Genomic DNA, 22,060 nt, shown 5'->3' with positions numbered 1-22,060 from the left:
TCAGCGCTCCTCCTTCTCGGCGTCTGCATCGGGGACAGGTTGCTGCGGCGGTGCAGGCTTCACATCCGGTTTTACCCACCAATTGGTCAGTCCGATATCCGACAAGGCCTTGGCCTCCGGATGCGCCAGGTGGTCCCAGTAGACGATGCGCCAGCTCTTGATGTGCCAGTTGGGCACCATGTAGAAGCCCCACAGCAGCACGCGATCCAGAGCTCGGGTGTGGGCGATCAGATTTTCCCGCGAGTCGGCGTTGATCAGGCCATCCACCAGCGTATCGACTGCCGGGTCTTTGAGGCCCATGAAGTTGCGGCTGCCAGCGCGGTCGGCGCTCACCGAATGGAAAAACTCACGTTGCTCGTTACCCGGCGACGAAGATTGCGGATAACTGCTGACAATCATGTCGTAGTCTCGCGAACGCAGGCGGTTCATGTATTCGGCGACATCCACGCGGCGGATGGTCAGTTCGATACCGAGGTCCTTGAGGTTGCGCTTGTAAGGCAGCATGACCCGCTCAAAGGCGGTTTGCGCCATCAGGAATTCCAGTTTGACCGGGTTACCCTGCGCGTCTGTCATGTGGTCGTCCTTGATGCGCCAGCCTGCTTCTTGCAGCAACTGGTAAGCACGGCGCATTTGCGGACGAATCATGCCGCTTCCGTCGGTGGTTGGCAGCACGAATTCATCCGTGAACACCCGATCAGGAATCTTGCCGCGCAACGGCTCGAGAAGCTTCAACTCCGCGGCAGAGGGCAGGCCGCTGGAGGCCATTTCCGAATTGTCGAAGTAGCTTTTGGTGCGTGTGTAGGAGCCGTTGAACAACTGCTTGTTGGTCCATTCGAAATCAAACAGCAGCGTCAGCGCTTCACGCACTTTCGGGTCCTGGAACATCGGGCGGCGCAAATTCAGGACGAAGCCCTGCATCCCCTGCGGGTTGCCGTTGGGCAGTTCCTCCTTGATCAACCGGCCTTCGCGCACGGCAGGGATGTCATAGGCTGCGGACCAGTTTTTCGCGGTATTTTCCATGCGGTAGTCGTATTGACCGGCCTTGAGGGCCTGCAACGCCACGTCGCTGTCGCGATAGTAGTCGTAACTCATCACATCGAAGTTGTACTGGCCGCGGTTGACCGGCAAGTCCTTGGCCCAATAGTCCTTGACCCGTTCATAACGAACCAGGCGCCCGGCTTTGACTTCGGCGACCTTGTACGGGCCGCTGCCCAACGGAAACTCGAGATTGCCTTTGTTGAACTCACGTGTGGCCCAGAAATGTTTGGGCAACACCGGCAGCTGTCCGATGATCAGCGGTAATTCGCGGCTGTCGCTGTTCTTGAACTTGAACAGGACCTGCAGCGGATCCTCGACGACTACCTTGTCTACCCCGGCATAGTACGCCCGGTACATCGGGGAGCCATCTTTGATCAAGGTATTGAAGGAAAACTCCACGTCTTCGGCGCGAATCGGGTGACCGTCATGGAAGCGTGCTTCGGGACGCAGATAAAAACGCACCCAAGTGTTGTCCGGTGCTTTTTCAATCTTGCTGGCGACCAACCCGTATTCGGTCAGCGGCTCATCCAGGCTGGAACGGGCCAGTGTGTCGTAGATCAGGCCAAGGTCTTCGGCGGGCGTGCCCTTGTTGATAAACGGGTTGAGGCTGTCGAAGCTGCCAAAACCTGCCTGGCGAATGGTGCCGCCCTTGGGCGCATCCGGGTTCACATAGTCGAAGTGCTTGAAGTTGGCGGGGTACTTCGGCGCCTCGTCATAGAGCGTCAGGGCGTGCTGGGGCGCAGCCTGGGCGGTGCAGGCAATACCGACCAGCAACAGGCCGCCAGCCTGCTTGAGCAGGGAACGCAACGGGTTCATTGGGTCTTCTCCAGAGGCTTTATCCACCACGCACGCAAACCCAGGGTGTAGGGCGGGGTGGTGACCATGGCGAACCGGTTGCGGTACGCCAGGCGATGATTGTTCAGATACCAGTTGGGGATCATGTAGTGCTGTGACAGCAGGACGCGATCCAGCGCGCGGGCGGCCGCCACTTGCGAATCCCGGGTCTGCGCGGCGAGCAGTTGATTGAGCAGGCCGTCGACCACCGGACTGGCGACGCCCGCGTAATTCTTGCTGCCCTTGATAGCAGCCTGACTGGAGTGGAAGTACTGCCACTGTTCCAGGCCGGGGCTGAGGGTCTGCGCCATGGTCATGCTGATCATGTCGAAATCGAACTGATCCAGCCGCTGTTTGTACTGCGCACGGTCGACCGTGCGTAAGCGGGCGTCAATGCCGATCCGGCGCAGGTCTTCAATAAAAGGCTGCTGGATACGTTCAAGGCTCGGGTTGACCAACAGGATCTCAAAACGCAGTTGCTGGTCTTTGGCATTCACCAGACCGTGATCCGACAGCTTCCAGCCCGCGTCGCCAAACAGCTTCAAGGCCTTGCGCAGGGTTTCACGCGGAATGCCGCCACCGTCGGTTTTCGACACCGTAAACGGCTGGGTGAACAGGCTGGGAGGCAATTGCTCGCGATACGCTGATAGCAGCAGCCATTCGGCACCGGTAGGCAGGCCGGTGGCGGAAAATTCGCTGTTGGGGTAGTAGCTGGTGGTACGCGAATAGGCATCGCTGAACAGGGTGCGATTGGTCCATTCGAAGTTGAACATCAGCCCCAGTGCTTCACGTACCCGTGCGTCGGCGAACATGGCGCGCCGGGTGTTCATGAACAGACCCTGCGTCTGGGTCGGGATCTTGTGCTCGATCTGCGCCTTGATGACCTGGCCGTTGGCCACGGCCGGGAAGTTGTAGCCCGTGGACCAGTTCTTGGCCTGATGCTCGATGTAGATGTCGAACTCGCCTGCTTTGAAGGCCTCGAAGGCGACGTCGCTGTCGCGATAGAACTCGACTTCAACCCGATCAAAGTTGTATTTGCCACGATTGACCGCGAGATCCTTGCCCCAGTAATCCTTGACCCGCTCGAAGACCAGTTGCCGACCGGGTTGCACCTTGGTAATCCGGTACGGCCCACTGCCCAGTGGCGGCTCGAAGGTCGTGGCTTTGAAGTCACGATCTTTCCAATAGTGTTGAGGCAGCACCGGCAACTCGCCCAAACGCAGGATCAACAGTGGATTGCCCGTGCGTTTGAAGACAAACCGAATGCGGTGGCGATTGAGAATATCGACTCGCTGCACTTCCTGAAGGGCGGTGCGGTACTGAGGATGGCCGTCTTTGAGCAGGGTGCGATAGGAGAACGCCACGTCGTAGGCCGTGATTGGCTTGCCGTCATGGAAGCGGGCCTGCGGGCGGATGTTGAAGACTACCCAGCTGCGATCTTCACTGAACTCGACACTTTGTGCGATCAGGCCATAGCTTGAAGTCGGTTCGTCGCCGGAGGGATCGTATTGACCAGTGCCCACCATCAACGGCTCGTTCAGCTCATTGACGCCGTACTGCAGGAAATTGGCCGTCGAAATCGGGCTGCTGCCCTTGAAGGTATAAGGGTTGAGCGTGTCGAACGAGCCAAAAGCCATCATTCTCAAGGTGCCACCTTTCGGCGCCTCGGGGTTTACCCAGTCGAAATGCGTAAAGCTGGCTGGATACTTGAGAACACCGAACTGCGCGTAGCCATGACTCTCGCTGATGGCCGCGTAGACGGGAAAGCTCAAGGCCAGGCTGATGATGAGCAGGAAGGGACGTATCACGATCCAGACGGCTTGGGCTTTTGGGTCGTCAACAGTAACAGCTTGTATCGACAGGAAAAAGGGTGGAGTGGAGAGCCTGTTGGCGCGCGGCTTCTGTGGGAGCGGTGCTTGTGCAATGTCGTGGGACCGGCTTTAGCCGGGAAGAGTCCGGAACACTCACTGATAATGAGGCTTCAGGAATACCGCTTTCCCGGCTAAAGCCGGTCCCACGCCTGCTCGCAGGCAAACATGGAACCTCCCACAGGTCGATAGCCAGGTTTGACAATGCGATCAATGCGGCAAATAAACCGTCAACGTCTGACCCGGCTTGAGAGCCGAACCGCTGCGCGGGTTCCAGCGCTTGAGATGTTGCATCTCCACGTTGAAGCGTTTGGCAACCAGGTACATCGAGTCGCCTTTCTGGATCTTGTACTGCATGGACTTCTTGTCAGCCGAAGCGGCACTGGCGGTCGCCGTGCTTCTGGCTTTCGGGGTGTTGTCCTGCATTACCAGAGTCTGACCGACCTTGAGGTTCTGCCCGGAAAGCTTGTTCCAGCGCTGCAGATCCTTGACATCGACCTTGTTCGCCTTGGCGATGATCGACAGGTTTTCACCGCTCTTGACCGTGTAGTTCCTGCTGCGAGCGGGTTTTTCGTTACGCGCCAACTCTTCGAATACCGGTTTTGAAGGCGTCATGCCCGGCTGAGTCGGAATGCTCAACGATTGCCCCAGGCGCAAATTGTTGCTGGACAGACCGTTGGTGCTCTTCAGCGAGTCGACTGAAACCTGATAGCGGCTGGCCAGGCTGGCGAGTGTATCGCCCTTGCGAACCCGGTACTGCTTCCAGTCCACCAACTCCTGAGGTTGCATGTTCGACAGGCTGGCGGTCAGCAGTTGCGTCTTGGCCGTTGGCACCAGCAGATGCTTGGGACCATCGATGGTCATGCGCTTCTTGTAAGCGGGATTGAGCTGGATCAGTTCGTCTTCGTCGATGTTGGCCATGGCGGCGACCTTGGAAAGGTCCACGCGCTGATTCAGTTCTACAACGTCGAAATACGGTTCGTTGGCGATTGGATTCAGGTTGACGCCATAGGCTTCGGGTGCCAGCACCACTTGGGACAGCGCCAGCAGTTTGGGCACGTAGTCCTTGGTTTCCTGGGGCAGAGGCAAATTCCAGTAGTCGGTCGGCAGACCGAGCTTGTCGTTACGCTCTATAGCCCGGCTGACCGTGCCTTCACCCGCGTTATAAGCCGCCAGTGCCAGAAGCCAGTCGCCGTTGAACATGTCGTGCAGACGCGTCAGGTAATCCAGTGCGGCAACGGTGGACGCCTGAATGTCACGGCGACCGTCGTAGAAGTTGGTTTGACGCAGGTTGAAGTAACGCCCGGTAGACGGGATGAACTGCCACAGACCTACTGCCTGACTGCGGGAGACCGCCATGGGGTTGTAGGCGCTTTCGATGACTGGAAGCAGCGCCAGCTCCAGCGGCATATTGCGCTCTTCGAGGCGTTCAACGATGTAGTGCATGTACAGACTGCCACGTTCACCGGCGTTCTCAAGGAACGACGGGTTGTTGGCGAACCAGAGGCGTTGCTGGTCAATGCGAGGGTTCAGGCCGTTGCCTTGTTGCAACTGGAAGCCCTGACGCATGCGCTCCCAGACATCTTGCGGTGGCGCAAGTGGGGCAGGTTTATGAGAGAGAAAGATCGGTTTTTGCTTGATGCCCGCGGCCAGATTGGGCGTGCGGTGGCTACTGCTGGGTTCGACGTGGCTAGTGGTCTGGCAGCCGGCGAGCGTGGCGCTCACGGCTACGGCAATAGCCTGAGCTAACCGAGTCAATGCGTCTGAATTAAGGGTGCTGCGTATAGATGACGACATTGGCTGGGAGATAGTTCCAGGCGAAAATGTCGGGCGATTCTAGAAACCCCCCTGCCAATGGTCAACCTTTGAGAACTTTCAGGGTCCAGGTCGCGCTTTTTAGAACGTATCCTTCCAGGCCCTCAGGGCAGCAAAAATCTCGCTTGGCGACTGATTATCGGTCCCGGTCCGTTCGTCCGCTTTTTGTTTAACAGATGTTTCACTGGTGCGAATGAACGGGTTTGTGAGACGTTCCAGAGCAAGATTTGACGGCAGGCTGATGCGATTTTCACTGCGCCACTGGCTGACTTGTGCCAGGCGCTCTGCAATGTGGGTGTTGTGAGGCTCAACCGCTTGGGCGAAGCGCAGATTACTCAGTGTGTATTCGTGAGTGCAGTACACAAGCGTGTCATCTGGATATTCGTTCAGGCGACCCAGCGACTGGTGCATTTGTACTGGTGTACCCTCGAACAGACGCCCACAACCCGCCGCGAAAAGTGTGTCGCCACAGAACAACAACGGCTTCTCTGACCTTGCGTGGTAAAAAGCAATGTGGCCAAGGGTGTGGCCAGGTACGAGAATGACGTCGAAATCCAGCCCCAGTACGTTGATTTGATCGCGATCGGCAAGGCTGATGTCCCGCGCCGGAATGTTTTCCGTCGCAGGACCGGCGACCTGGGCGCCCGTACGTTGTTTGAGTTGCGCGACGCCACCCACATGGTCGTGGTGATGGTGAGTGATCAGGATGTCGCTCAGGGTCCAGTCCGGATGTTGCTCCAGCCACTCGATGACCGGTGCAGCATCGCCCGGATCCACCACAGCACAGCGTTTGCTGGAAGGATCTTGTAACAACCAGATGTAGTTGTCGGTAAAAGCCGGCAGGGCATCAATCTGTATCATGGCGCAGTTCGCTTAGCTGGAAACAATGAGGCATCTTAGAGTCTGATGACGCTCGATGCGAGGATCACACATGACCGATGAAGCATTCGCGCAGGCTGATCCCGAGTGGCTGGCGCTGATCAGTTCAGCGCGCGACTGGCTGTCAGGCCCGTTGGGCCAGCTTTTATTGCATGAGGAGCGGCGGGTTCTGGAAGAAGAACTCGGGCGCTTTTTTGGGGGGTATCTGGTGCATTACGGTCCTTCGGCCGAAACACCGCCCGCTGCACAGCAGGTTCAGCGCAATGTGCGCCTGGGCGCGCCCTTGCCCGGGGTGGAGATTGTCTGTGAAGAACAGGCCTGGCCCCTCAGCGAGCATGCCGCCGACGTCGTGGTCATGCAGCACGGTCTGGATTTCTGCCTGTCACCCCACGGTTTGTTGCGCGAGGCAGCCAGCAGCGTGCGGCCCGGCGGCCATTTGTTGATTGTCGGTATCAACCCCTGGAGCACGTGGGGCCTGCGGCATGTTTTTGCCAAAGACGCGTTGCACAAGGCTCGCTGCATTTCCCCGTCAAGGGTCGCAGACTGGCTGAATCTGCTGGGCTTCGCACTGGAGAAGCGCCGCTTCGGGTGCTATCGTCCGCCGCTTGCTTCCGCGAGCTGGCAAGCGCGTCTCTCTGGTCTGGAGCGTCTCGGCGATGGCTGGCAAAGCCCCGGCGGCGGCTTCTATTTATTGGTTGCACGCAAGCTGGTGGTAGGATTGCGACCTTTGCGGGAGTTACGCCGCGAGCCCATGGGCAAGCTGATCCCGCTGCCCATGGCCAAGGTCAACCGAGACACGTGCGAGCCTGAATAGCAAAGCCAACCCATTCTGGATGTTTGTAATGAGCGATACCGTTGAACTGTTCACTGATGGCGCCTGCAAGGGCAATCCCGGGCCTGGCGGCTGGGGCGCGTTGCTGGTCTGCAAGGGCGTTGAAAAGGAACTGTGGGGCGGCGAAGCCAATACCACCAATAACCGCATGGAGCTGCTGGGTGCCATTCGCGGCCTGGAAGAACTCAAGCGTCCCTGCGAAGTTCTGCTGGTGACCGATTCGCAGTATGTGATGAAAGGCATCACCGAGTGGATGGTCAACTGGAAGAAGCGCGGCTGGAAAACGGCTGCCAAGGAACCGGTCAAGAACGCCGATCTCTGGAAACTGCTGGATGAACAAGTCAATCGCCACACCGTGACCTGGAAATGGGTCCGCGGCCACATTGGTCACCCTGGTAACGAACGGGCAGACCAGTTGGCTAACCGTGGTGTGGATGAAGTAAGAGGCATCAAACATGCGTAGCGTAGTACTCGATACCGAAACGACCGGTATGCCGGTCACCGATGGCCACCGGGTCATCGAGATCGGTTGCGTCGAACTGATGGGCCGCCGCCTCACCGGGCGGCATTTCCACGTGTATCTGCAACCGGACCGGGAAAGTGACGAAGGCGCTATCGGCGTCCACGGTATCACCAACGAATTTCTGGTCGGCAAGCCGCGCTTCGCTGAAGTGGCGGATGAGTTCTTCGAATTCATCAAAGGTGCGCAACTGATCATTCACAACGCGGCGTTCGACGTTGGCTTCATCAACAACGAATTTGCCCTGATCGGTCAGCAGGACAGAGCTGATATCACTCAGCACTGCACCGTGCTCGACACCTTGATGATGGCCCGTGAGCGTCACCCGGGTCAGCGCAACAGCCTCGATGCGTTGTGCAAACGTTATGGCGTCGACAACTCCGGCCGTGAATTGCACGGCGCATTGCTCGACTCCGAGATTCTCGCTGACGTCTATCTGACCATGACCGGCGGCCAGACCAGTCTGTCGCTGGCAGGTAACGCCAGTGACGGCAATGGTTCTGGTGAAGGTTCAGGTAATACGGCAACCGAAATTCGTCGTTTGCCAGCTGACCGTCAGCCATGCCGTGTCATTCGTGCCAGTGAAAACGACCTGGCCGAACACGATGTGCGCATGGCGGCCATTGCCAAGGCTGCTGGCGCTCCGGCGTTGTGGGTGCAGTTACAGGAAGCCGCAGCCGCTGCCCGACAGGCGTAACGCAACGCTCGACCGATTCATTGGCAACTGAATGGACTCACGAACTTGGCTAATCCGGCACTGAGCATTCGCGTTGCAGACGAATGCTTCGAGGACTACATCCTCAACAGCGAATTCACTTTCACCGTCAGCGGTTATGCGGCGGTGCAAGTGGGGCAGCGTGTTGAGCAATGGCAGGTCGAAGCGGTCGAGCCTTACAGCAAAAACTATGGCATCGACTCTCAGGAATTTTGCGACCATCGGGATGCCGCCGACAGCACAGTGATGGTTGCCTGGCTGGGCGAACGTGCCGTGGGGCACATGGTCCTGAGTCGGCACTGGAACGGTTTTGCGCACGTCGACGAGTTGGCCGTCGATGCATCGGCGCGCCGTAACGGTGTGGCGCGGTCGCTGCTGGATGTCGCGCAGTTCTGGACGCGCAAGCAGAATTTGCCAGGCATCATGCTGGAAACCCAGAACAACAACCTGGCTGCTTGCCGGTTATACGAGCAGTATGGATTCGTTGTCGGTGGGGTAGACCACCTGCGTTACCGCGCCATCGACCCTCAGACACGCGAATCCGCGATCTTCTGGTATCTGTTGTTTAGCTGACCAGCTGTGCCTAGCCGTAGGACCGGCTTTAGCCGGGAGGGCTGAATATCAGGCCACACAGACCCTGCTGGCGCATCGATCTGCTCGCGGCTGAAGCTGCTCCTACGAGTTGCGCGTAACCGTGGGACCGGCTTTAGCCGGGAAGGCGTCATGCCCGACGATGAAATGTACCGGCCTCTTCCCGGCTAAAGCCGGTCCCACGTCAAGAGCTGAGCCTGTGAGAACCGGATCGCGCCTCCAGACCGCCGACCGTATCAGGACGTACGAGTCATGGTTATGCCGGACTGGACCAGCTGAAACTCATCGCCACCCAGATGGTTGACCCGGTCGCCAATCGCCAGCTTGTAGATTGAAACAGGCTCCGTGCCACTCGCTTCAGACAGCTGTTCCCGGAACTCATGCACCGAATAAACACGGCCTTCGGCATCGCGTGCATGAAATTGTCCAACCTTGATTGAAGCCATTTGCTTTGTAACCTCTGAAGATAACCGCATGTTTACTGTTGCATGCTAACACTGCGCATCGAGCGTCGGGTTCACATCTTGCATGACTCTGACAAAACGTCGTGCGCAGTACGCAATCAAGCGAAGTAGACCGCTGTTTGGCCGTGGAGTTTGCCCGCGATTAAAAAATAGTCATGGCCGGATTTTGGGCTGTTTGTGCTGTTTAATGCTCAATCACAGCAATGCAATCTGCACCTTGGCCGCGACTTGATCTATAACTAGTGGCTCTTTTCATACGTTGAAGGAAATATTCATGAGTCAGGTTTACTCAATCGCCGTAGTAGTGGGCAGTCTGCGCGCTGATTCCATCAACCGTAAGATCGCTCTGGCCCTCGCCGACCTGGCCCCGGCCAGCCTGCAACTGAAGATTGTCGAAATCGGTGATTTGCCGCTGTACAACGAAGACATCGACACGGCTACTTCAAGCCCCGAGAGCTACACGGCGTTCCGTCAGCAAATCAGCGCAGCCGATGGCGTGTTGTTCGTGACACCTGAATACAATCGATCGATTCCAGGTGCCCTGAAGAACGCCATTGACGTGGGCTCGCGTCCTTACGGTAAAAGCGCCTGGAGTGGCAAGCCCGGTGCGGTGATCAGTGCTTCACCAGGCGCCATCGGTGGATTCGGTGCCAACCATCATCTGCGTCAGGCCCTGGTCTTTCTGAACGTACCGTGCTTGCAGCAGCCGGAGGCCTATCTGGGCAATGCCGGGACATTCTTCGATGCAGCGGGGACGCTCTCCGAGCAGACCAAGCCTTTCCTGCAAACCTTCATCAATGCCTATGCGACCTGGGTCGAGCAGAACCACAAAGCCTGAGTGGTCTGATATTGGCAATACACTGCTTTATGTACCGTCGGTAATGATTTAGCCCCCGATAAGCTCCTTTGCTCTTTCAACCCATCGCCCTGAGTGGCGATGGGTTTTTATTGCAAAAGGAACTTGTCATGTCAGCTACAGACTCACCCTGGTTTTATTCCGGGTCGCTTGACTCACGATTTTCCCAGGACATCGACGATGCGCTTCAGGCGGAGCGCATCACTGATCCGCAAGCCACCTGGCTGCGATTGCTCATTGATCCGCAGGACGAGGAGGCCACCGCGCCGCGGGTTGATTTGCTGTCCCGTGGCGACGGCGGGCTGATGCATGCCGAACTGGCAGGCGCGCTGTTGATCAGTGACTCGAAAAACCTCACGCCTGAGGTTTATCTGTGCACGGCCCTGAACGGTGTAGAGCGATTCGATGATCGTCAGGCATTAGTGGCCGGGTTGACGACCCGGTATGGCCTGCAATATGGCGATCCAAATCAATTCGAGTATGAGCTGATTGAAGGACGGCTGTCCGAACAGCGCATGTTCGCAATCATTGATCAGCAGGCGCAGCAGCTCCATCAACTGGCTGAACACTTGCAGCGTGTACCCTCGTTGCAGAAGGCCATAGGCCATAACCTGCAACAAGAGGTCGATACGCGTTTTCCAGGGACGACGATCAACGTGCTGACCCATATTGCTCAGGTGAAGCAGCTGGACAGTTCGAAACAGGATGGTGTCACTTTGGGGACGCAGACTCTGGTCGACGTGGCGACCAGGGCCTGGTGCGGGAGGCCGCTGGGCATCGGTATACGTCAGCAGTGGCTGGACAGCGAAGGGCGGGAACTGACGGGGGACGAGGCAAGATCCTGGCAACGAGCGGTCACCAGCAGCAGCGGGCTGGTCGGTGTCTATGAAAACCTGCTGGAGGATTACTGGCGTACCCCGATAGAGGGCGACATGAGCCTCCGGGATCTGGCAGGACAGGCTTTTATCGGGTGTTTCCGTCAGCATTTGCTGAGCAGCCGACAGGACGGCACCGTCACTGCGGCGGAATACGCCGCGCTCAAATCACTGTGCCAACCGGGTGAAAGCGTATCGGACGAGGTCGAGATGTCGCGGTTATCCATCGCGATACACAATCAGGACCCGCTCAAGCTGGCAGGCGTTATCTTGATCGGTTTCAGCTCGAGTGAACTGCCGGACGTTTTTCTGTACAGCGCGAAACCGGGCTTGCGGCGCTTCAGCAGCGTCGGAGCCGTCGCTGAGTACTTTTTCAGGATCGAAGGTCGAGCAGAAGTTCTCGGCTACACATCGCTTGATGACGACCTGTTGCTGCGCGCTCAGGGGAACGTGCATTTACGTCTGGACCCGGTGAGCAAAACGCCCTTCATCAGGCTCGTGGATTCGGTCATTGCGCTGCAAAAGCGCAACCTCGCGAGCATTCTCAAACTGGGTTTCAAATCGCCTGCTCACGCGTTGGTAGCCGTTGCTGGAGCGCTCGATATCCGTAGATTGCTCGATCCCCGGCTCTTGCTCCCAGATGACGCCAAGTCATGGAGCAAAGAGATGGAAAGCTCCGAGGAACTCTGGTCCAGCTTCAGTTCGCCATCCAGAATGTCCTCACTGGATATCCATCTCAAGGATGCAGGCGACGCTGCGCCGTTAATTTGGGCGACTTATCTGCGTGATACACGCATGCGGATTGACAGTATTCTCGACGCTCATCCCGCTGTTACAGATTGCGCTCGCAGATTGCTGAACCGGTATTTTTCGGTACTGCACGATGACGCTGTCGATGCCCAGCGCATGTGGTATCGCGAGGACGACGACAGCGTTGTCAGTCTGGTGGTGTTACTGGTCGAGCGGGTGACCGGCCACCGCCAGGCAAAGGTCTCGCAGGATTGCCTTGTTTATTTTGACCCGCTTGATTCGGTGTACTCCCGGCATCTGACGTGGCTGACACCTGATTTGCTCAATCACGTGATGGATCGCGCGCAAAGAGCATTCACCGGCGAATATTTCCGGCAGATCAGAAACTTTCACGGATCACACCTGCGGGTAGCCGGCTCCAGCGTCATTTCGGCCAATGCCTCGCGGTTGATTCGGGAGGGGTTGCTCAGGCTGGCCTTGAGCATGCACGGCAAAGCCCGAGAGGTGAGCAGTCACGGGCTGGGCATGCTTCAGCAGGTTCTTGATCGGCCGGTGTTCAAACTGCGCGAGCACTTTGGTTTCGAGGCCGTCGAAGTCTCGGTTCCGTTTCTTGTTTATGACAGTAATCAGCCTCCGATAAAGCTCACCAATGTCTTTATCCTTCAGCAGCCATTGAATGGCGATGGGAAGCCGCTGCAATGTTCGGCGGTGCTTGGCTTGCGGGAGTTCGAAAGCCTCAGTGACCTTCAACTGGATCTCAATGCCAGGCTGGCCTATCCCGAGTCTCGAGACAGGTGGTTGGCCCTGGTGGCCGAAGCTGACCGGCACAGGCTCCATAATTACTTCAGGCAAGGCCTCAGCCAACCCATTACTGTCAGCCTGGCGCGGGTCGAAAATGATTTTATCAAGCATCTGGTGGATGACGAATGGCGCAGGCAATGCCTTGGCATCGAAGCGGTTTACCGTACGGCAGTTGAATGGCAAGCCGACGCCGGGCTGCTGAAAAAAATGCTGGTTCCCATGGAATCAGACGACAAGGCGCGTACCGTGATAGATACGTTGTCTGGCCAGCTGGAGTTCTCGTTGCTGGCCGGACGTTTGCCTGACTGGCTGAAAAAGGCTTCTGAACGCGATTTGCTGGCGTTCAGAGAATTGATGGTGCGCTTCTGGCAGCTTTACACCTCGAAGCAGAGAATCGTGTCGCTCTCCAGTCTGGATCAGTACACCGTCGTGCAACTGCGAGAACGGCTACAGAAGGATTACCCCAGCGCGCAACTTGACCCCGAGCAAATATCGATCACCCTCACTCACTACACCGTGGCACCCGTGGGTACCGGCCAGGTGCCGTCTTCAATTCCTGCGGCGACCAGCACCCTCAGCGAATCGTTGTCTGACTTCGCCATCAATCGTTTTTCCAATTTCCAGGATGCGTCGCTCAGTGTCTCGACTAATGGCACGACACCTCTACCTGCCTCGCTGGACGCAATTTATGTGCGCAATCTGGCGCGAACGCTGGATATCGGTACCGGGTATCAGCAATATCTGGCTGGCAAGTTCAAGGAAACCGCGCCGGACTATGCCGAGCGCCTCGGGCAGTTTCTCGAGCAAGCCCCTTGTGCGCTGCTTCTCGCCGCCTTTCAGTCCATGCTCGAAGGGAAGCTGACCAGCACGGCGTACAACCTCATTGAAAACGTGGTCAGCATGCCCGATGGCTTCGCACGGCTGCCCCTTGACGGCCGAAAGATTATTTTCTGCCCGCTGCAGCTGCTGCCCGCTCCAGACTACCTCGTCGACGTGGCTGCGGGGATTTACCTGATTGGCCCGGAAAAACAGGATGAGGGGCCCTGGATCCTGCACATGATTGCCAATCCGGACTACATCTTCAAGGAATACGCCAGCCAGAGTGATTTTCTCACCGACCTGCAAACCAACGAAGAGCTGCAGGCTCTGGTCCTTGAGCGCCTGGATCCAACGGTGCGATTTATCTACAACCGGGGAGGTTTCCTGCAGCCGCGTCTCTCCTGGTTTGTCGGGGGGGTGAGCGATCTGGGTGAATCTCACCCAGGGCCTGTGCAAATCAAGGTCGAAGCGACGCAGGAAAACTTTTTGTCCTGCCTGTTTCGTGCTGCGCAACAGGTGATGATGCTTATTGCGAAAAGAAGCAGTGTCACCACCGCTGAGGCCGACCGCGCCGAGATGCGCTACCTGATGCTGCTGGGGGCTGAGCAGTCCCTGACGTTTTTACCCGGAAGGGTTGGCGGGCTTCTGGGGTTATGGCAGGCAAAAGACCTGTTTCATTCGTCACTCAATTCGGCCAACCATGATGAGTGGGGCGAGGCGGCTGCCGAATTTGCAGCCGCATTACTGGTGCTGATCTCCACTGGTCAGCAGTTGGGTGGAGAGACTTCGCTACTGGCGGAAGGCGACAGAGACCCCGAGGAACTGGCGGAATCCCACTGGCATGATCAGCAAATGCAGCGGGAGCTGGATATTCGTCTGCGGCAGTTCGAAGTGCACGATATATCACTGAGCCAGCTGGAAAAAAATGATGCGCTCCAGGTTTTCAAAGATCCGGCGACGCTCAAGCAATACGCCGCGGTGTCCGGCAGGGTGTTCCAGGTAAAAAAAGCCCTGAAGGGCTGGTGTGTGATTGAAGGGGAGAAAGAGGGGCCTCTGATCAGGCTGGATGCTCACAAACGCTGGGAATTTGATACTGACCTGGGTAGCAGACGCAATGGTGGTGCGCTTACCCGGTTCAAGACCGATCTGACAGATCGCAACGTCGATGACGTCTTTGTCGTTGAGGCTCGTGGGATGGCCGAGATCCAGCGTCTGTACCCGCTAAAGGCCACGCAGATTGTCGAAGCTCATCGCCAGGCACGGATCTACCTGCGTTACGCTCTGGAAAATCTGACCGTTCGTGCCACGCGCCGCGTTCTTGATCCTCGTGTCGAGCAAATCATCAAAGACTTCTTCGGGGTCACAAGCCTGAGTAACAAGCTTGTCATCCCCATCAAACAAGCGATCACCGATATCTACCGATTGGTGCTGGACCCTACGCTGTCGCCACATTCTTCACCCCGTTATGTGGTCGGAACCAACAAGCTCAACTCCCGAGGCACGACGGCCTTCACTTATACGAATGATCCATTGCAACGGGTGTTTTTCAGTGAGCGGTATTTCTGTTCACCGTTTGTCCGCCTCAAACCCGCGCAATCGCGCCTGGGTGGTTTTAACACCGGTGCCCATTACCGGGCGACTGCACTGATTCATGAGCTTTCGCACATTGCCGGCAAAACCGTAGACATCGTTTATGTGGATTCAGAACTTCCGTTCCTCGATCTGCTAGAAGATGCCGGCGAGTATCGGGCGCGTTTGAAAAGAGAGCAGGCGAAACACCAGAGCAAGTTGTCCCATCTCACCCCTCGTGATGAGTTGTTTCTGATCGAAGACGAGGGAGTGTTGCGGGACCTCAAATCAGAGGATGGCGGGGCTAAACAGAGGGTCCTGAAGCTGACGGGAGCTCCGACCATTGATGCTGCCCGGGATGTCTTTCTCGATGATGCGCATGCACGCGCCAAAATCATCATGAGCAATGCCGATTCCATGGCCTTGCTGGTAACGCTGCTGGGGCGTGAGCGGTTTTGAGTCACTACATGATCTGATTTGCCGTGGGACCGGCCTTAGCCGGGAAGGCTGCATTCCTGACGATAGAGATGCTGCGGCTGTACCGGCCCTTTCCCGGCTAAAGCCGGTCCACGCAAGGATTAGATCAGATAATGCTTCAGCTCCCGCGCAATCAACAGTCGCTGGATTTCGCTGGAACCCTCGTAGATCTGGGTGATGCGGGCATCCCGGTAATAGCGCTCGACGGGATAGTCCTCAAGATAGCCATACCCACCGTGAATCTGGATCGCTTTGGAGCAGACCGACTCGGCCATCTCTGAGGCGAACAACTTGGCCTGCGATGCTTCTGACAAGCAGGGTTGGCCCGCACTGCGCAGTCGCGCGGCGTGCAGGACCAGCAAGCGTGTTGCATTGATGCGGGTATGCATGTCGGCAAGCAGGTTGGAGATGCTTTGATGCTCGATGATTGGCTTGTCGAACTGCACCCGTTCCCGTGCGTAGGTCAACGCCGCTTCAAACGCAGCGCGGGCGATGCCAAGCGCCTGAGCGGCAATGCCGATTCGCCCACCTTCAAGATTCGAGAGGGCGATGGCCAGGCCTTTGCCACGCTCCCCAAGCAGATTGGCGGCAGGAATACGGCAGTTGTTTAGGGTCACAGCGCAGGTATCGGATGCTCGAATGCCCATCTTGTGTTCTGAGCGGTCGACCACGTAACCGGGGTTGTCGGTGGGCACCAGAAACGCCGAAAGGCCTTTTTTGCCCAGCTCCGGGTCGGTGACCGCAAACACAATCGCCAACTGTGCCCGTTTACCATTGCTGACGAACTGCTTGGCACCGTTGATTATCCACTCGTCGCCTTGCAGCACGGCCCGCGTGCGCAAGTTATGAGCTTCAGAACCGGCATGCGGTTCGGTCAGACAGAAACAGCCAATGGCTCGCCCGCTGGCCAATTCGGCCAGCCAGGTGTGTTTCTGTTCCTGGCTGCCGTAATTCAGAATCGGCCCGCAACCCACCGAGCTGTGCACGCTCATCAAGGTGCCTGTTGCGGCATCAGCAGCAGAAATTTCTTCGACTGCCAGCGCGTAGGCCACGTAGTCGATGTAGGTACCGCCCCATTCCTCGGGCACGATCATGCCCAGCAAACCCAGATCGCCCATCTTGCTGACCAGTACGTCATCAATCCAGCCAGCTTTCTCCCAGGCTTGCGCATGAGGCGCGATCTCGTTGCGGGCGAAATCCCGGGCCATGTCGCGGATCATGACTTGTTCTTCGGTGAGTTCGATATCGTGCATGACTCAATCTCCATGGCCGCTGAAAAAGCTTCGCACACGCTCGGCGCTTAATGCTTGAACAGTGGGCGGATTCCATTGCGGCTTCTTGTCTTTATCGATGATCAGTGCGCGGACACCTTCGATCAGGTCGCCTTGCTCAAACCATTGTCGATCCAGATGCAACTCCATCGCGAAGCAGTCCTCCAGCGACAGATGACGCCCGCGCCGGAGCATTTCCAGCGTCACGGCCATTGCCAGTGGCGAGCGGCTCTCCATCAGCGTTGCGGTGTTCAAAGCCCAGGTATGGGTGTCGAACACGGCAACTTCACGCAGCTGTTCGATGATGCTCGTGATGTCCGGCTGCGCGAAGTAATGGTCGATGGCGGGCCGCAGTTGCTCCATAGGGGGATCAGGCAAGCGCTGACTGGCGACTTTCGCCAACGCTCCTTGCAGATCCTTGAGTGGCTGATTGCGCCATTGCAGGCGGTCGAGCTTTCTGTCCAGCTCTGTCAGCGCGTCGCTGTGCAGATACCAGTCCGCCAGGCCGCAGTACAAAGCGTCTGCCGCGCCGATCTGCGCGCCCGTCACCCCCAGATAAATCCCCAGTTCGCCGGGAATTCTCGGCAGAAAGTAACTGCCACCTACATCCGGAAAGTATCCGATGGCCACTTCCGGCATAGCCAGGCGGCTTCGCTCTGTGACCACCCGCAGATCCGCGCCCTGCACCAGTCCCATACCGCCCCCCAGGACATAACCGTCCATGAGCGCGACAACCGGCTTGCGGTAACGGTGAATAGTCAGGTCCAGGGCATATTCTTCGGCAAAGAAAGCCTGATGCAGGGTCTCGCCATTTTTGAAGCTGTCGTAAAGCGAACGAATATCGCCACCGGCGCAAAACGCCTTTTCTCCGGCACCGCGCAGGACTACGGCGTACACCGAATCATCCCGGGCCCAGGCGTCCAGTTGCGCCTGAAGACTGCGCACCATGCTCAGGTCAATGGCGTTCAGATCCGCCGGGCGATTGAGTGTCAGGTGGCCGATGTGATTGCGTACCTCGGCCAGAATGCTGTTGTCGGTGAGCGTCTTGAGGGCAGTTGAAGCAGATGCAGTCATTACAAACTCCCTGTTCGTTTTTGTTTTATAGGCTGCGAGAGATGACAGTCACGATGCTAACAGTGCAAATTTGCAAAAGACAGCCGGTAAAGGTGCATAGTCCTAGGGCGTTCTTGCAGGGTGCGGTTGGTAGCTACACATCCTTCAATTCTTGTGCACATATCCGTTGCTGCGTTACGGCTGCTATAGGTTGCGCTTTTACAGCGCGTCACTTTTGATAGATCCGGAAGCCGGCCCAGACAAAAGTAACCAAAACGCTCTTGCCCCACCACTGGGTGCCTCGCTGGCGCTTGGCATACCCGTAATCCGACATTGCTGCGCGGGGCCGCCGCCACCGGCCATCCATGGCCTGAGGCGGCTAAACCGGCATCCATGCCGCCCCTTCATTTAACAAGAGCCCCCACACAGCAATATCGAATTCCGGCCGGCGTGGTTTAACGGGGCGCTTAAGATCAAAATCAAAATCAAAAGCAGATCTAAGCAGATCTAGATCAGGGCCTGGATACACGCGGTTTCATGTGGGAGCGGTGCTTGCCCGCGATGAACGATTACGCGGTATATCTGACGTACCGTGGCGCCTGAATCGCGGGCAAGCACCGCTCCCACAAGGTCCGTGTTAGCCGGAGCTGAGGTAGCAAGTTCACACAACCAGGTCGGCTGTCAGGCCGCCGCGCTTTTGATCTTGGGCGCCCCGTTAAACCACGCTGGCCGAACGCAGATTCTGAAGCGTGGGGCGCTCTTGAGTTGAAGAGTGGCAAGGATGCCGGGTTAGCCGCACCGGGCCATGGATGGCCCATTGCGGCGGCCCACTGTTCAGGATCTGCGGGCGGGTACACCGAGCGACAGCGAGGTGCCAAGTGGTGGGGCAAGAGCGTTTTGCTTACTTTTGTCTGGGCCGGCTTCCGGATCTTTCAAAAGTGAGGCGCTGTAAAAGCGCAACCAATATCAGCCGTTACCGCAAAAACGGATATGTACACTAGAACAGTGGCACAGCGGCACAAAACGATGAGCCCCCTCACTCACCCCCCGGATCCGCTGGCACCTCGCCGTCCTGACTCGTATCAATACTGACCACCACCGACATACCCGGTCGCAAACGCTTCGCCAAAGGCTGGTTGGGCTCGACAATGATCCGCACCGGGATCCGCTGAGAGATCTTCACAAAGTTGCCGGTAGCGTTATCCGCCGGTAGCAGGCTGAACTCCGAGCCCGTAGCAGGGGAAATCCGCTGCACGCGCCCGTGCATTTTTTCATGACCCAGCGCATCCACAGTAAACGTGACCGGCTGGCCAAGGCGCACATTCACCATCTGCGTTTCTTTCATGTTGGCGATGACCCACAACCGGTCCGGTACCAGTGCCATCAACTGCGCGCCGGAATTCACATAGGCACCCAGGCGCACGCCAATCTGCCCCAATTGGCCGTCACGGGGGGCCAGGATACGGGTGTTGCTCAGGTCGATGCGTGCCAGCTCGATAGCCGCTTCAGCATTGGCTACCGAGGCCTCCAGCGAGCCGCGATTGATGATCACGGTTTGCAGGTCTTCTTTGGCAATGTCCAGCGCAGCACGGGCTTCAGCGATGGCAGCGTTGGCCTGCGCATCGGCAGCGCGGCTGACGTCCAGCTCACTTTTCGACACGGAACCATCGGTGACCAGCGCCTGATTACGGCGCAGGTCGGCCGCCGATTTGCGACCCTGAGCGATGCTGTTTTCCAGGGCTGCCTTGCGCTGGGCGATGGTTGCTTCGGCGCTGCGTCGCTGTTGCAAGTTATTGGCCAGTGAAGCTTTCTGGATGCCCAGTTGCGCCAACGACTGATCCAGATGCTGGCGGTAAATCCGGTCATCCAGCCTTACCAGCAGGTCGCCTGCCTTGACGAACTGGAAGTCCTGCACTGGCACCTCGAAAACATAGCCGCTCAATTGCGGGCTGACGATCGTGGTCTGGCCTCTCACCAACGCGTTTTCAGTGCTTTCGATGGGGCTGCTGAACGGCGGCAATTGCCAGGCGTAGAGCACGATCAGAATGCCGATCAGCGCAATGCTGGCAAAGATCACCGAGGAAATGAGCCGGGTGCGCGAAGAGCGCGGTTCGCTGCTGGCAGGAGCGGCTGCCGGAGGCGGTGGCGGTCCTGATGATGCGGATTGTTCCGGGGTCGGATTAGAGCCTGCGTCGGTCGATGCAGGAGGCTTGGTCGTGTCATTCATGAAGGTTGAGCGCCGCTGGAGTTAACGGGAGTAGAGTTCGCCGTTGCAGGGGGTGTCGCTGCAAGCGGTTTTGTAGTCATTCTCAGCCAGGTCACGCGAATCGAAATCCAGACCATGGTCAGGACCGCAACCAGTGCGATCAGCATGAATACGTCGTTGTAGGCCAGGATATTGGCTTCCCGGGTGGCTGTGTTGGCGATGGCGCGGATCCCCAGATTAGTCCGTGTCGATGGGTCGGCAATGGCTGAAGCGTAGCTCGCGCTGGAGCTTTGCAGGCGGGCCTGAACTTGAGGGTTGATCAAGGTGAGGTGCTCGACCAGCACACTTGAGTGAAATTTCTCCCGCACCACCTGAAACGTCCCGAACACCGCTGAGCCGATCAGCCCGCCAAGGTTCTGGGTGATACCGAACAACACGGAAAAACTGACCATATTACGCGGGTTGGCGATCACGCTGCTGATCCCCATGACCAGCGTCGGACCCAGAAAGAACGTGCCGCCGAAGGCCAGCAGGAACTGGCTCAGGTACATGTTCGATTGTCGGGTGACGTTGGTCGAGCCGCTGTCCATCCAGGCACCAATCGCAATCATCGCCAAAGAGATCAGCAAGGGTTTGATCAGGTGCTGCGGGTTGATCGTCCACGCGCTGACCGCCAGACCCGCCACGCTGCCCAGTAGCATCACGGCGTACAGTGAATGCAGTTGCTCGGAGCCCATGTTCAGGGTTTGCAGGAACCCCACCGCGCCGATGGACTGCTCCGACAGCACGACCCGAAACAGGATGACCGCCAATCCAAGTCGCCAGATTGCACCACTGCCCAGCCAGCGAGTGATCAGCAGCGGGTTCTTGCGGTTATGTTCGATGGCCAGCCCGGCGCAGATCAGTCCGATCGACGCGGCAGATGCCAGACCGATCCAGGTTTTCTCCAGCCACCATTCGATGCGCCCCAGAGAAAGCACGGCGCAGAGCAGGGCAAAACCGGTGGAAAGCAGGCCAAACGTCAGGAAATCGAGTTTTTCGAAGGCTTTGAAGCGATCCCCTGGCGGTAACTTGAGCAACAGCACGCAGCCCAGCGACAGCAGCGCCATGCCCAGTTCGAACAGGTAAAGGCCGCGCCACTCGGCAATCTGCAGCAGATCTTCGGACACCAGCCGGGCCATGGGAATGGCCAGTTGTGCAGTGCCGAGTCCCAGCACCAATGCTTTCAAACGCCATTTCTGCGGGAAGGCCTGGATCATGTAATACAGGCCCAGCGTCGACAGGGCGGCACCGACCATGCCATGAGCCGCGCGCACGGCGATGGCTGAATTCAGGTCGTTGACGAACAAGTGAGCGAAGGTCACCAGTGCGTAGAGCACCAGAAATAACTCAGTGAAGGTCCGCAAACCGAACTGCTGGCGGAACTTCACCAGCACCAGATTCATTGAAACGTTGGTCATGACGTAGGCGGCGGGGAGCCAGGCGACTTCGGCGGTGGTTGCGCCCAGTGAACCTTGCAAATAGGGCAGGTTGGCAACCACCAGCGCATTACCCAAGCCGCCGGTCAGCGCGACAATCACCCCGACCAGTGCGAATGCCCAGCGTTTGGGCGTCGAATGCAACGGCGTCGACGGCGAGCCCGGCATGGTCGGCCGTTCATGGGGAGCCCAGTTGTGTTGGGTGTATTTACTGCTCATGAGCCGCTACTGCCTTGTGGCAACTTTGTTTGATGTTTGAAGTGCTGCACAGGACCTGTAGGAGCGCGCTTGCCCGCGATGGCGTCAGCACTGGCGATACATTCATCGACTGACCTGACGCCATCGCGGG

General features: G+C 57.8%; 15 protein-coding genes. 6 read left to right on the top strand and 9 right to left on the bottom strand.

The features are described from left to right. The 4 genes from CKW31_RS20920 to gloB all read right to left on the bottom strand — a co-directional run bounded on the left by CKW31_RS20920 (position 1) and on the right by gloB (position 6,416). Entirely contained in the window at positions 1 to 1,854 is a 1,854-nt protein-coding gene (locus CKW31_RS20920; protein ID WP_095099485.1) for an extracellular solute-binding protein, read from the bottom strand. Beyond that, complete coding sequence (locus tag CKW31_RS20915) at positions 1,851 to 3,680, bottom strand: extracellular solute-binding protein (protein WP_095099483.1); 1,830 nt, start codon at positions 3,678 to 3,680, stop codon at positions 1,851 to 1,853. Before CKW31_RS20915 ends, CKW31_RS20920 begins: the two co-directional genes overlap by 4 nt. Before the next feature lie 270 nt (positions 3,681 to 3,950). Further along, complete coding sequence (locus CKW31_RS20910; protein WP_095099480.1) at positions 3,951 to 5,537, bottom strand: LysM peptidoglycan-binding domain-containing protein; 1,587 nt, start codon at positions 5,535 to 5,537, stop codon at positions 3,951 to 3,953. Positions 5,538 to 5,636: 99 nt separating this feature from the next. Further along, positions 5,637 to 6,416, bottom strand: coding sequence for a hydroxyacylglutathione hydrolase (gloB, locus tag CKW31_RS20905; protein WP_095099476.1), 780 nt, complete (start codon positions 6,414 to 6,416; stop codon positions 5,637 to 5,639). 70 nt (positions 6,417 to 6,486) lie between these two features. On the opposite strand from gloB, the gene CKW31_RS20900 reads away from it, so the two are divergent. Genes CKW31_RS20900 through CKW31_RS20885 form a run of 4 tightly spaced genes read left to right on the top strand, consistent with a single transcriptional unit; the run spans position 6,487 to position 9,074 of the window. Further along, complete coding sequence (locus tag CKW31_RS20900; protein ID WP_095099473.1) at positions 6,487 to 7,248, top strand: class I SAM-dependent methyltransferase; 762 nt, start codon at positions 6,487 to 6,489, stop codon at positions 7,246 to 7,248. Positions 7,249 to 7,276: 28 nt separating this feature from the next. Further along, positions 7,277 to 7,729: a ribonuclease HI gene (rnhA, locus tag CKW31_RS20895; protein WP_087274467.1), complete on the top strand. Its 453-nt coding sequence runs from the start codon at positions 7,277 to 7,279 to the stop codon at positions 7,727 to 7,729. Beyond that, entirely contained in the window at positions 7,722 to 8,483 is a 762-nt protein-coding gene (dnaQ, locus tag CKW31_RS20890; RefSeq protein ID WP_095099470.1) for a DNA polymerase III subunit epsilon, read from the top strand. Before rnhA ends, dnaQ begins: the two co-directional genes overlap by 8 nt. Positions 8,484 to 8,528: 45 nt before the next feature. Next, on the top strand, positions 8,529 to 9,074 hold the full coding sequence (locus tag CKW31_RS20885; protein ID WP_095099467.1) for a GNAT family N-acetyltransferase: 546 nt from the start codon (positions 8,529 to 8,531) through the stop codon (positions 9,072 to 9,074). Between the two features lie 254 nt (positions 9,075 to 9,328). Here the strand turns inward: CKW31_RS20885 and CKW31_RS20880 are convergent, their stop codons facing one another. Next, on the bottom strand, positions 9,329 to 9,538 hold the full coding sequence (locus tag CKW31_RS20880) for a hypothetical protein (protein ID WP_027902834.1): 210 nt from the start codon (positions 9,536 to 9,538) through the stop codon (positions 9,329 to 9,331). A 292-nt stretch (positions 9,539 to 9,830) separates the two neighbouring features. On the opposite strand from CKW31_RS20880, the gene CKW31_RS20875 reads away from it, so the two are divergent. Both CKW31_RS20875 and CKW31_RS20870 read left to right on the top strand, forming a co-directional pair. Then, positions 9,831 to 10,394 carry an NADPH-dependent FMN reductase gene (locus CKW31_RS20875; protein ID WP_095099464.1) on the top strand — a complete coding sequence of 188 codons (564 nt, stop codon included), beginning with the start codon at positions 9,831 to 9,833 and terminating at the stop codon, positions 10,392 to 10,394. A 128-nt stretch (positions 10,395 to 10,522) separates the two neighbouring features. Then, complete coding sequence (locus tag CKW31_RS20870; protein WP_095099462.1) at positions 10,523 to 15,685, top strand: dermonecrotic toxin domain-containing protein; 5,163 nt, start codon at positions 10,523 to 10,525, stop codon at positions 15,683 to 15,685. 119 nt (positions 15,686 to 15,804) lie between these two features. Here CKW31_RS20870 and CKW31_RS20865 read toward each other — a convergent pair whose 3' ends face one another. The 4 genes from CKW31_RS20865 to CKW31_RS20845 all read right to left on the bottom strand — a co-directional run bounded on the left by CKW31_RS20865 (position 15,805) and on the right by CKW31_RS20845 (position 21,930). After that, positions 15,805 to 16,956, bottom strand: a complete 1,152-nt coding sequence (locus tag CKW31_RS20865) for an acyl-CoA dehydrogenase family protein (RefSeq protein WP_095099460.1) — start codon at positions 16,954 to 16,956, stop codon at positions 15,805 to 15,807. A gap of 3 nt (positions 16,957 to 16,959) precedes the next feature. Next, positions 16,960 to 18,048, bottom strand: a complete 1,089-nt coding sequence (locus tag CKW31_RS20860; RefSeq protein ID WP_095099458.1) for an enoyl-CoA hydratase/isomerase family protein — start codon at positions 18,046 to 18,048, stop codon at positions 16,960 to 16,962. Between the two features lie 1,015 nt (positions 18,049 to 19,063). Continuing rightward, positions 19,064 to 20,254, bottom strand: coding sequence for an HlyD family secretion protein (locus CKW31_RS20850; RefSeq protein ID WP_095099455.1), 1,191 nt, complete (start codon positions 20,252 to 20,254; stop codon positions 19,064 to 19,066). Further along, a complete protein-coding gene (locus tag CKW31_RS20845; RefSeq protein WP_176469936.1) occupies positions 20,251 to 21,930 on the bottom strand; it encodes an MFS transporter in 1,680 nt (559 codons plus the stop codon). Before CKW31_RS20845 ends, CKW31_RS20850 begins: the two co-directional genes overlap by 4 nt. Positions 21,931 to 22,060 lie beyond the last annotated feature (130 nt).

This window comes from Pseudomonas sp. Irchel 3A5 (genome assembly GCF_900187575.1).
GTDB lineage: Bacteria > Pseudomonadota > Gammaproteobacteria > Pseudomonadales > Pseudomonadaceae > Aquipseudomonas > Aquipseudomonas folii.
Note: the sequence above shows the minus strand (reverse complement) of the source record. Positions and strands in the feature narration are given on the sequence as shown.